Genomic DNA, 10,908 nt, shown 5'->3' on the forward strand with positions numbered 1-10,908 from the left:
CCACCCGGGCTACTGGCCAAAGGGCTTTTCGGTGGCCGCGCCCCCGGTCGTCTCGGCGGGCGCGGGAGCCGCCTGCGGGGCGGCCCCGGCGGCCGGTGTCCCACCGGTCGGCAAGGCTTCGCCGCGCATCGAGGCGCGGATCTGCTCGAGGCGGGAGTGGCCGGCCATCTGGACGCCGGCCTGCTCGACCTCGAGCATGCGTCCCTGCACCGAGCTCTGCGCGAGCTCGGCCGATCCGATCGCGTTGGCGTAGCGGCGTTCGATCTTGTCGCGCACCTCGTCGAGGCTGGGCACGTTGCCCGGCGCGGCGATCTCGCTCATCGAGCGCAACGAGGCGCTGACCTGTTCCTGCATTTTGGCCTGCTCGAGCTGGCTGAGCAGCTTGGTGCGCTCGGCGATCTTCTGCTGCAGCACCATCGAGTTCTGCTCGACCGCCTTCTTGGCCTGGGCCGCGGCGGCCAGCGCCTGGTCGTGCAGCGTCTTGAGGTCCTCGACGCTCTGCTCGGCCGTCACCAGCTGGGCCGCGAACGCCTCGGCGGCGTTGTTGTACTCAGCGGCCTTGGCGGCGTCGCCTGCCGCGGTGGCCTGGTCGGCCAGCGTCAGCGCCTGACGGACGTTGACCTGCAGTTTTTCGATGTCGGCGAGTTGCCGGTTCAGCCGCATCTCCAATTGGCGCTGGTTGCCGATCACCTGGGCGGCCTGCTGGGTCAGCGCCTGATGAGTGCGTTGCGCCTCCTCGATGGCCTGCTGGATCTGCACCTTGGGGTCGGCGTGCTCGTCGATCTTCGCGTTGAACAGCGCCATCAGGTACTTCCAGGCTTTGACGAACGGATTGGCCATGAGTGAGCTCCACCTTCGCTTCTTGTAGGCCGGATGATCCCGGGATGGGCCGACGCTTGTCGCTCAATTTAGTGGGTCGGCGCCGATCGCCCTACCCCTAGCGGCCGATCCCTGCGTCCGGTGCGGCTCAGGCGATCGCCAGCGACGCCACCGGCGGGATGACGACCTTGGTCTCGGCGTCGATGCTGGGACCACGCAGCGCCTCAGCGGGCGCGCTGCGGGCCACGCGTTCGCGCGCCCGCTCCTGGCCGGCCATCCGCTCGCCGGCGTCGGTCAGCACCGAAGACAGCGGTACCTGTAACGCCTCGCAGATCGCGTTGAGCAGCTCGCTGGACGGTTCCTTGCGCCCGCGCTCCACCTCGGACAGGTACCCGAGGCTCACGCGCGCCGAGTCGGACACCTCGCGCAGCGTCCGGCCCTGCGTCATGCGGGCCTCGCGCAGCACGTCGCCGATGACCTCGCGCACTAATGACGGCATTCCTGCCCTCCTTCGTCCAGTCAGCCTGCTCGGCACGGATCGACCGCGACTACAGGCGCTCACAGGGTGAAACGCGGAGGGCGCGATCTTGGTTCCCGTTCAGCGCTTCGAGAATCAGTCGGATGTCCGGCGCACTTCCCGCACGGTCGACACCACATAGTCGATGCCGGTGACGATCGTGAGCACGATGGCGATCCCCATGACCACCGCCGCCGCCACCCGTAGCGGCCCTGACAGCGGCAGGATGAACAGGCCGATCGCCACCGCCTGCACCACGGTCTTGACCTTGCCGCCCCAGCTCGCCGGGATGACCCCGCGGCGGATCACGGCCAGCCGCAGCACGGTCACCCCGAACTCGCGGGCCAGGATCAGCACCGTGACCCACCACGGCAGGTCACCGAGCATCGACAGCCCGATCAGCGCCGACCCGACGAGCGTCTTGTCCGCGATCGGATCGACGAACGCCCCGAATTCCGTTGCCATGCCGTAGTTGCGGGCCAGCAGGCCGTCCAACCGATCGGTGATGCAGGCGATCGCGAAAATCACGAAAGCCACGACCCGGAACGCGACATCGTGACCGCCCTTGGCGAACAGCGCGAGCAGGAAGATCGGGACCAGCACCAGCCGCAACAGGGTCAGGGTGTTGGCGAGATTTGCGATGTGGACGCGGCCCGGCGGTCCCGTTAACGGACCCGTTTGCGGCTGCCCCGACACGGCAACAGAATAACTGTTGACCAGCGCACCCGTTCCCGATGCCGATACTGTTAGCCGTGACCGATAGTCCGCAGGACTGCCTGGTGCGACGCGCGCGAACCTCCGACGTCCCCGCCATCAAGCAGCTCGTCGACACCTACGCCGGCAAGATCCTGCTCGAGAAGAACCTGGTGACGCTGTACGAGGCCGTCCAGGAATTCTGGGTGGCCGAATGCGAGGGCGCCGTGGTGGGTTGCGGCGCGCTGCACGTCATGTGGTCCGACCTGGGCGAGATCCGCACCGTCGCTGTCGACCCGGCGATGACCGGCCACGGCATCGGCCACGCGATCGTCGACCGGCTATTGGAGGTCGCGCGCGAGCTGCAGCTCAAGCGGCTGTTCGTGCTCACGTTCGAGACCGAGTTCTTCGGCAAGCACGGGTTCACCGAGATCGAGGGGACGCCGGTGACCGCCGAGGTGTTCGAGGAAATGTGCCGCTCCTACGACATCGGTGTCGCCGAGTTCCTGGACCTGAGCTACGTCAAGCCGAACATCCTGGGCAATTCCCGCATGCTGCTGGTGCTTTGATCCTCGCGGGCGAAGGCGTCGGGGTCGGCCACCTTGGGTGGGTTGCGCCGAGCGTGCACTGACTGCGAATCTGCGGCCGTTTTTTCGCGGTGAGTGCACGTTGGGCGGCGAGTCGACCCGCTAGTCGTCGGGGTCGCCGCCGTCGGCGTCGGAACCGCCCCGGATCAACGCCAGCGTTCCGGCCAGCTCGTCCGGCTTGACCAGCACCTCGCGCGCCTTGGACCCTTCCGACGGCCCGACGATGCCGCGCGTCTCCATCAGGTCCATCAGCCGGCCGGCCTTGGCGAAGCCGACCCGCAGCTTGCGCTGCAGCATCGAGGTGGAGCCGAACTGGCTGGACACCACCAGCTCGACGGCCTGCAGGAACACGTCCATGTCGTCGCCGATGTCCGGGTCGACGTCGGTGCGCTCGCCGGTGGGCTTGGCGGTGGTCACGCCCTCGGTGTACTCGGGTTCGGCCTGGTCCTTGCAGGCGGCGACGACGGCCTGGATCTCCTCGTCGGTGATGAACGCGCCCTGCAGGCGGATCGGCTTGCCCGCGCCCATCGGCAGGAACAGGCCGTCGCCCATGCCGATCAGCTTCTCCGCGCCGGCCTGGTCCAGGATCACCCGGCTGTCGGTCAGCGACGACGTGGCGAACGCCAGCCGGGACGGGACGTTGGTCTTGATCAGGCCGGTGACGACGTCGACCGACGGGCGCTGGGTGGCCAGGACCAGGTGGATGCCCGCCGCGCGGGCCTTCTGGGTGATCCGCACGATGGCGTCCTCGACGTCGCGCGGCGCGGTCATCATCAGATCGGCCAGCTCGTCGACGATCGCCAAAATGTAGGGGTACGGGCGATACTCGCGCTGGCTGCCCAGCGGTGCCGTGATGGCGCCGGACCGCACCTTCTCGTTGAAGTCGTCGATGTGTCGCACCCGGGACGCCTGCATGTCCTGGTAGCGCTGCTCCATCTCCTCGACCAACCACGCCAGCGCGGCGGCGGCCTTCTTCGGCTGGGTGATGATCGGGGTGATCAGGTGCGGAATGCCCTCATACGGCGTCAGCTCCACCATCTTCGGGTCGATCAGGATCATCCTGACCTCCTCGGGGGTGGCCCGGGTCAGCAGCGACACCAGCATGGAGTTGACGAAGCTGGACTTACCCGAACCGGTGGAGCCGGCGACCAGCAGGTGCGGCATCTTGGCCAGGTTCGCCGAGATGAAGTCGCCCTCGATGTCCTTGCCGAGCCCGATCACCAGCGGGTGGTGGTCGCGGCGGGTCGACGGCGCCGTCAGCACGTCGGCCAGCCGCACCATCTCCCGGTCGGTGTTGGGCACCTCGATGCCCACGGCGGACTTGCCGGGGATCGGGGCCAGCATGCGCACGCTCTCGGTGGCCACCGCGTAGGCGATGTTCTTCTGCAGCGCGGTGATCTTCTCCACCTTCACGCCCGGACCCAGCTCGACTTCGTAACGCGTGACGGTCGGCCCGCGGGTGCAGCCGGTGACGGCCGCGTCGACCTTGAACTGGGTGAGCACCTCGCTGATGGCATCAGCCATGACCGTGTTGGCGGCGCTGCGCTTCTTCGGCGGGTCCCCGGCCACCAGCAGGCTCAGCGAGGGCAGCGTGTAGGGGCCTTCGACGACCCGGTCCAGCACCTCGGTCTTCTTCTTGTCGCGCCGACGGCTCTTGCCGATGGCCGGCTCCGGCGTGGTGGGGATGTCGTCCTCGTTGTCCCGCAGGGCCGCGGCCGGGACCGGGTCGGCTGTCGGCCAGGCCTGCGGCTCGTCTTCGGGTAGCGAGCTCTCGTCGTAGAAGTCTTCGGCCGCAACGGAGTCGGCGTCGCCGTCATAGTCGTCGTATTCGTCGTCATAGTCGTCGTACTCGTCGTCGCCGAGCAGCCGGGCGCCGAACATGGCGCGGACCGCGTCGGGCACCTCACGGATCGTCGTCCCGGTCAGCAGCAGCAGGCCGAACATGAAGCCGATGAACAACAGGGGCGCGGCGATCCAGGCGGTCAGCCCGTCCGACAGCGGGCCGCCGATCGCGAAGCCGATGAAGCCCGCCGCGCGGCGGCGCGCCTCGGGGTCTTCGGGCGAGCCTGACCACAGGTGCCGCAGGCCGAGCACCGACAGCGCGATCAGGGTGCCGCCCAGGATCAGCCTGGGGCGCGCGTCGGGATTGGGCTGAGTGCGCATCAGCGTCACCGCCACCGCGGCGGTGACCACCGGGAGCGCCAGCACGCCCGCGCCGATGAAGGTGCGCAGCAGCGTGTCGACCCACGCGCCGACCGGCCGGGCGGCGTTGAACCACGAGCTCGCGGCGACCACGACGGAAAGGCCCAGCAGCATCAGCGCGATCCCGTCGCGGCGGTGTCCCGGGTCGATGTCGCGCGCCCGCCCGATCGACCGGGCGGCGCCGCCGGTGCTGCGCGCGGCCATCAGCCAGGTGGCGCGCAGGGCGCGGCCGCCAGTCAGCCCGGCGGCCATCAGCAGCGACCGGTTGCGCCGTTTGGCGGGCCTGCTCGGCCGCTTGCGGGGTGCCGCAGGCCGCGCGCGACCCGAGCCACTCCGCGAAGTGGCCTTTGACCTGCTCGTTCGAGCTTTGGAGCGGGCGGCGGTCTTGTTAGCCATGTCGGCAAGGGTAGTCGCATCAACATCATCGACACCACCCGCCACACTGGTAACGGTGTGGTCATGTGACCCATCTGACGGGGGGCCCGAAAGGCCGCGTGAGTAGGGTGGACAACCGGTGACCCAGATAACAAAGTCATGCGCGTCACCCACCCCGTCAGCCCCAGGAGGCCCGAGCATGCCCGTCGTCGTCGTTGCCACCATGACCGTCAAACCGGAATCGGTCGACGCAGTCCGCGACATCCTCACGCAGGCCGTGGAGGAGGTGCACAACGAGCCGGGCTGCCAGTTGTACTCCCTGCATCAATCGGGCGAGACCTTCGTCTTCGTCGAGCAGTGGGCCGACGAAGAGGCGCTCAAGGCCCACAGCACCGCACCGGCCATCGGCAAGATGTTCGGCGCGGCCGGCGAGCACCTCGCCGGCGCGCCCGACATCAAGATGCTGCAGCCGGTGCCCGCGGGCGACCCGGACAAGGGTCAGCTGCGGTCCTGATGACCCGTCCACTCGAGGGCAAGGTCGCCTTCATCACCGGCGCGGCGCGCGGCCAGGGGCGCGCGCACGCGGTGCGACTGGCTTCCGACGGCGCGGACATCATCGCGATCGACCTGTGCGACCAGATCGCCAGCGTCCCCTATCCCCTCGCCACCGAGGAAGACCTGGCGCAAACGGTCAAGCTGATCGAGGACACGGGCTCACGCATCGTGGCCGCTCGTGGCGACGTCCGGGACCGGGCGTCGCTGTCGGCCGCCCTGCAGGCCGGCCTCGACGAGTTCGGCCGGCTCGACATCGTCGTCGCCAACGCCGGCATCGCACCGATGCAATCGGGCGACGACGGCTGGCGCGACGTCATCGACGTCAACCTCACCGGCGTCTACAACACCATCAAGGCCGCCATCCCGACCATGGTCAAGCAGGGCACGGGGGGCTCGATCGTGCTGATCAGTTCCAGCGCCGGACTGGCCGGGGTCGCCGGCCCGGACGCCGGTTCGGTCGGCTACGCCGCCGCCAAACACGGCGTGGTGGGATTGATGCGGGTATACGCGAATCTGCTTGCCCCACAGTATATTCGGGTCAACTCGATACACCCCTCGGGCGTCGAGACCCCGATGATCAACAACGAATTCACCCGGGAGTGGCTGGCCAAGATGGCCGCGGCGACCGACACACCCCGCGCCATGGGCAACGCCATGCCAGTGGAGGTGCTGGACGTCGAGGACGTCGCCAACGCGGTGGCGTGGCTGGTGAGCGACCAGGCCCGCTACATCACGGGTGTCACGTTGCCGGTCGACGCCGGCTTCTTGAACAAGTAGTCGAATGGCACGAAACTCCGCCGCTCAGACCGCCTTTGGGCCGATGGTGCTGGCCGCCGTCGAACAGAACGAGCCACCGGGCCGCCGCTTGGTGGACGACGACCTGGCCGAGCTGTTCCTGCCGGCGCCGCTGCGGTTGCTGGTGGCGGCGACCCGCGCCCGGCCGGTGCGGCGCTTGATGATGCGCGGATCGGAGTGGTCGGGCCGCGGGCTGTGGGCGAACCTGGCTTGCCGCAAGCGTTTCATCGGCGACAAGCTGGCCGAGGCGCTCGACGGCATCGACGCCGTCGTCATCCTTGGCGCCGGGTTGGACACCCGCGCCTACCTGCTGACACGGCAGATTCGCATCCCCGTGTTCGAGGTCGACCTGCCCGTCAACGTCGCCCGTAAGGTCAAGACGGTCCGACGGGTGCTGGGTGGGCCGCCGATGTCGGTCCGGCAGGTGGCGCTGGACTTAGAGCGCGACGACCTGCTCACCGCCCTGGCCGAGCACGGCTATCGCACCGATTACCGGGCCTTCTTCATCTGTGAGGGCGTCACCCAATACCTGAGCGAAGCCACCGTCCGGCGGACGCTGGAGGGGTTGCGGGCCGCCGCGCCGGGCAGTTGTCTGGTGTTCACCTATGTCCGGCGGGATTTCATCGAGGGCAAGAACCGGTACGGCACCCGCACGCTGTACCGCAGCGTCCGGAAGTTGTGGCGTTTCGGGTTACAGCCCGAGGAGGTCGGCGCGTTCATCGGGGATTACGGTTGGCGGCTGCTGGAGCAGGCCGGCCCCGACGAACTCGTGCAGCGTTACGTGGAGCCGACCGGCCGCAAACTCAAGGCCTCGCAACTGGAATGGTCGGCCTACGCGGAGAAGCTCTGAGACGCCACGACACATAAATCATTGCGACGACACGCCGACAAGCGTTGCAGCACTTTATGTTTCGGCAGTGAGGGATCAGACCTCGATGACCGTCGGCACGATCATCGGCTGTCGCCGGTAGGTCTCGCCGACCCACTTGCCGACGGTGCGGCGCACGGCCTGGGCGATGCGGCCGGGGTCGGTGATGTTGTCGGCGGCCAGCAGTTCCAGCTCCGCCTCGACCCGGCGCCCGGCGGGTTCCAGCGCCTTGGGATCCTCCGAGAACCCGCGTGAATACAGGTGCGGCGCCGCCACCGGCCGCCCGGTGCCGCGCTGGACGACCACCGTCACCGCGATGAAACCCGATGACAGGATCAGCCGTTCGCCGAGCGTGATGTCGCCGACGTCGCCGCTGATCAGCCCGTCGACGAACATCTTGCCCACCGGCACCGCCCCGGCGATCGACGCCGTGCCGGCGACCAGGTCGACGCTGACGCCGTTCTCGGCCAACAGGATCGACTCCTCCGGCACCCCGGTGCTGGCCGCCAGCTTGGCGTTGGCGCGCAGCATCCGCCAGGTGCCGTGCACCGGCATGACGTTGCGCGGCCGCACGCCGTTGTAGAGGAACAACAGCTCACCGGCGTACGCGTGGCCCGAAACATGCACGCGGGCTTGGGCGTTGGTGACGACGCGGGCCCCGATCTTGGCGAGCGCGTCGATCACGCCGTAGACCGCCTCCTCGTTGCCGGGGATCAGCGACGAAGCCAGCACGATCAGGTCGCCCGCCGTCAGCGTGATGCTGCGATGCTCGCCGCGCGACATCCGCGACAGCGCCGACATGGGCTCGCCCTGGGTGCCGGTGGTGATCAGCACGACCCGCTCGGGCGGCATCATCTCGGCCGCGCCGATGTCGATCACGTCGGAATCGGCCACCCGCAGGAACCCGAGCTCGCGGGCGATGCCCATGTTGCGCACCATCGAGCGCCCGACGAACGACACGCGCCGGCCCAAAGCGACCGCGGCGTCGATGATCTGCTGCACCCGGTCCACGTTGGAGGCAAAGCACGCGACGATGACGCGGCCCTCGGCGCCCCGGATCAGGCGGTGCAGCGTCGGCCCCACTTCGCTTTCCGACGGCCCCACGCCCGGGATCTCGGAATTGGTCGAGTCGCACAGGAACAGGTCCACCCCGGCGTCGCCGAGCCGGGACATGCCGGGCAGATCGGTCGGCCGGCCGTCGAGGGGAAGCTGGTCGAGCTTGATGTCCCCGGTGTGCAAGACGGTTCCCGCGCCGGTGTGCACGGCGATGGCGAGCGCGTCCGGGATGGAGTGATTGACGGCGAAGTATTCGCACTCGAAGACGCCGTGCGTGCTGCGTTGCCCCTCGGTCACCTCGACGAACACCGGCTTGAGCCGGTGCTCACGGCATTTCGCCGCCACCAGCGCCAGGGTGAACTTCGACCCGACGACCGGGATGTCGGGGCGCAGCCTGAGCAGGAACGGGATGCCGCCGATGTGATCCTCGTGCGCGTGGGTCAGCACCAGCGCCTCGATGTCGTCGAGCCGGTCGGAGATATGGCGCAGGTCCGGCAGGATCAGGTCCACCCCGGGCTCGTCGTGGGTGGGGAACATCACCCCGCAGTCGATGATCAGCAGCCTGCCGAGGTGCTCGAAAACCGTCATGTTGCGGCCGATTTCGCTGATGCCGCCCAGCGCGGTGACCCGCAGCCCACCAGTGGTCAAGGGACCAGGAGGGGTGAGGTCTACATCCACTTATCGGCCACCCTCTGCCTCACCGCAGCACCGACGCCGCGCGCATATCGGCGGCCAGCGCATCGATCTGGTCGGGCGTGGCCGGCATCTGCGGCAACCGGGGATCGCCAACCTCGATGCCCTGCAGGCGCAGACCCGCCTTGGACAGCGTCACCCCGCCCAGCCGGCCCATCGCGTTGCACAACGGGGCGACGGTGCCGTTGATCTTGCGGGCGGTGGCGATGTCGCCGGAAGCGAAGGCGGACAGCATCTCTCGGAGCTGACCCGCGGCCAGATGCGAGATCACGCTGATGAATCCGGTGGCGCCCATGGCCAGCCACGGCAGGTTGAGCGCGTCGTCGCCGGAGTAGTAAACCAGTCCCGTCTCGGCCATGACCTGGCCGCCGCCGTGCAGGTCGGCCTTGGCGTCCTTGACGCCGACGATGTTGGGGTGGGACGCCAGCGCGCGGAGCGTGTCCGCCTCGATCGGCACCACCGACCGCGGCGGAATGTCGTAGAGCAGCACCGGCAGGTCGGTCGCGTCGGCGACGGCGGTGAAATGTGCGATCAGTCCGCTCTGCGGCGGCCTCGAGTAGTACGGGGTGACCACCAGCAGCCCGTGGGCGCCCTCGGCCGCGCAGGCCTTGGCCAGCCGGACGCTGTGAGCGGTGTCATAGGTGCCCGAGCCGGCGATGACCCGGGCGCGGTCGCCGACGGCCTCCAGCACGACGCGCAGCAGGTCCCGCTTCTCGTCGTCGGTCGTGGTGGGCGACTCGCCGGTGGTTCCGGAGACGACCAGGCCGTCACATCCGGAGTCCACCAGGTGGTTCGCCAACCGGGCGGCGGCTGCGGTGTCCAGCGAACCGTCGGGAGCGAACGGTGTCACCATCGCGGTCAGCACGGTTCCCAACCGGGCCGGGGCGTCGAATCCGACGGTGCTCACGGTCTTTAGGTTACCTGGCGGCGGCAAGCTCTTTAGCAACGGCGCGGGCCCGCGGTCGGGTCGGTGGCGGCTGGGACTGGCTCAGGCTTCGGTCGCCAGCGGGCTGGTGGCCACCTCGGTCCCGTCGGCCAGGGTGGAGATCTCGAAGTCGGCGAACACCGCGGGCGCGGCGTCGGCGAGCTGGCGTAGGCATTCGATCGCCAGCCGCCGGATTTCCACGTCGGCGTGCTCGCTGGCTCGCATGGCGATGAAGTGGCGCCAGGCCCGGTAGTTGCCGGTCACGACGATGCGGGTTTCGGTCGCGTTCGGCAGCACGGCCCGGGCGGCCTGCCGCGCCTGCTTGCGCCGCAGGACCGCGTTGGGCTGGTCGGCGAACTTGGCCTCCAGCCTGGCCAGCAGGTCGGCGTAGGTGGCCCGGCTGGCGTCGGCGGCCTCGGTCAGGATGCGCCGCAGTTCGGGGTCGTCCTCCATGCCCGGGGGCACCACGACTTGCGAGTCCCCCTCCGGCACGTAGCGCTGCGACAGCTGCGAGAAGGAGAAATGCCGGTGCCGGATCAGCTCGTGCGTGAGCGACCGGGAGACGCCGGTGATGTAGAACGACACATTCGCGTGCTCGAGCACGGAGAAATGCCCCACGTCGATGATGTGCTTGATGTAGCCGGCGTTGGTCGCGGTCTTGGGATTGGGCTTCGACCAGCTCTGATAGCAGGCACGGCCGGCGAATTCGACCAGCGCCGGCCCGCCGGCGGCGTCGGTGGTCCACGGCACGTCCGGCGGTGCCAGGAACTCGGTCTTGGCGATCAGTTGCACGCGCAGCGGCGCGGTCTCGGCCACGGCGCTC

The 10,908-nt window shown here is 68.9% G+C and carries 11 protein-coding genes; 4 read left to right on the top strand and 7 right to left on the bottom strand.

Annotated features, from left to right (window positions below; all coding sequences use genetic code 11):
• Positions 1–9: 9 nt before the first annotated feature.
• From pspA to pgsA, 3 genes are all read right to left on the bottom strand, one after another.
• Complete coding sequence (gene pspA / locus ACEL92_RS17765; RefSeq protein WP_374022021.1) at positions 10–840, bottom strand: phage shock protein PspA; 831 nt, start codon at positions 838–840, stop codon at positions 10–12.
• Positions 841–967: 127 nt separating this feature from the next.
• Positions 968–1,318 (bottom strand): transcriptional regulator ClgR, encoded by a 351-nt coding sequence (gene clgR / locus ACEL92_RS17770; protein WP_374022022.1) that lies wholly within the window; start codon positions 1,316–1,318, stop codon positions 968–970.
• 114 nt (positions 1,319–1,432) lie between these two features.
• On the bottom strand, positions 1,433–2,032 hold the full coding sequence (pgsA, locus tag ACEL92_RS17775) for a CDP-diacylglycerol--glycerol-3-phosphate 3-phosphatidyltransferase (RefSeq protein ID WP_374022023.1): 600 nt from the start codon (positions 2,030–2,032) through the stop codon (positions 1,433–1,435).
• A 56-nt stretch (positions 2,033–2,088) separates the two neighbouring features.
• Here pgsA and ACEL92_RS17780 point away from each other — a divergent pair, with 56 nt between their 5' ends.
• Complete coding sequence (locus ACEL92_RS17780) at positions 2,089–2,598, top strand: amino-acid N-acetyltransferase (protein WP_374022024.1); 510 nt, start codon at positions 2,089–2,091, stop codon at positions 2,596–2,598.
• Positions 2,599–2,718: 120 nt separating this feature from the next.
• On the opposite strand, the gene ACEL92_RS17785 is transcribed toward ACEL92_RS17780, so the two are convergent.
• The gene (locus ACEL92_RS17785) at positions 2,719–5,394 is read right to left on the bottom strand and encodes a DNA translocase FtsK 4TM domain-containing protein (protein WP_374022025.1); all 2,676 of its coding nucleotides are present in this window, start codon (positions 5,392–5,394) and stop codon (positions 2,719–2,721) included.
• Here ACEL92_RS17785 and ACEL92_RS17790 point away from each other — a divergent pair.
• The 3 genes from ACEL92_RS17790 to ACEL92_RS17800 are packed head-to-tail and all read left to right on the top strand — an operon-like array spanning position 5,393 to position 7,393.
• Positions 5,393–5,707: a putative quinol monooxygenase gene (locus ACEL92_RS17790; protein WP_085242012.1), complete on the top strand. Its 315-nt coding sequence runs from the start codon at positions 5,393–5,395 to the stop codon at positions 5,705–5,707. The two genes, ACEL92_RS17785 and ACEL92_RS17790, sit on opposite strands and share 2 nt — an antisense overlap.
• A complete protein-coding gene (locus ACEL92_RS17795; protein ID WP_374026261.1) occupies positions 5,704–6,525 on the top strand; it encodes a mycofactocin-coupled SDR family oxidoreductase in 822 nt (273 codons plus the stop codon). Before ACEL92_RS17790 ends, ACEL92_RS17795 begins: the two co-directional genes overlap by 4 nt.
• A 4-nt stretch (positions 6,526–6,529) precedes the next feature.
• A complete protein-coding gene (locus ACEL92_RS17800; RefSeq protein WP_374022026.1) occupies positions 6,530–7,393 on the top strand; it encodes an SAM-dependent methyltransferase in 864 nt (287 codons plus the stop codon).
• 75 nt (positions 7,394–7,468) lie between these two features.
• Here ACEL92_RS17800 and ACEL92_RS17805 read toward each other — a convergent pair whose 3' ends face one another.
• The 3 genes from ACEL92_RS17805 to thyX form a co-directional block, all read right to left on the bottom strand.
• Positions 7,469–9,145: a ribonuclease J gene (locus ACEL92_RS17805; RefSeq protein ID WP_374022027.1), complete on the bottom strand. Its 1,677-nt coding sequence runs from the start codon at positions 9,143–9,145 to the stop codon at positions 7,469–7,471.
• A 19-nt stretch (positions 9,146–9,164) separates the two neighbouring features.
• Entirely contained in the window at positions 9,165–10,067 is a 903-nt protein-coding gene (gene dapA, locus ACEL92_RS17810; protein ID WP_374022028.1) for a 4-hydroxy-tetrahydrodipicolinate synthase, read from the bottom strand.
• Positions 10,068–10,148: 81 nt separating this feature from the next.
• The gene (gene thyX / locus ACEL92_RS17815; protein ID WP_374022029.1) at positions 10,149–10,901 is read right to left on the bottom strand and encodes an FAD-dependent thymidylate synthase; all 753 of its coding nucleotides are present in this window, start codon (positions 10,899–10,901) and stop codon (positions 10,149–10,151) included.
• Positions 10,902–10,908: the final 7 nt, after the last annotated feature.

The organism is Mycobacterium hainanense (assembly GCF_041890355.1).
Classification (GTDB): domain Bacteria; phylum Actinomycetota; class Actinomycetes; order Mycobacteriales; family Mycobacteriaceae; genus Mycobacterium; species Mycobacterium hainanense.

Excerpts from the sequence above, each read along its gene's own strand:
- ACEL92_RS17800 (WP_374022026.1), top strand. The coding sequence starts at position 6,530 with ATGGCACGAAACTCCGCCGCTCAGACCGCCTTTGGGCCGATGGTGCTG.
- ACEL92_RS17790 (WP_085242012.1), top strand. The coding sequence starts at position 5,393 with ATGCCCGTCGTCGTCGTTGCCACCATGACCGTCAAACCGGAATCGGTC.
- pspA (WP_374022021.1), bottom strand. The coding sequence starts at position 840 with ATGGCCAATCCGTTCGTCAAAGCCTGGAAGTACCTGATGGCGCTGTTC.
- ACEL92_RS17785 (WP_374022025.1), bottom strand. The coding sequence starts at position 5,394 with ATGCTCGGGCCTCCTGGGGCTGACGGGGTGGGTGACGCGCATGACTTT.
- clgR (WP_374022022.1), bottom strand. The coding sequence starts at position 1,318 with ATGCCGTCATTAGTGCGCGAGGTCATCGGCGACGTGCTGCGCGAGGCC.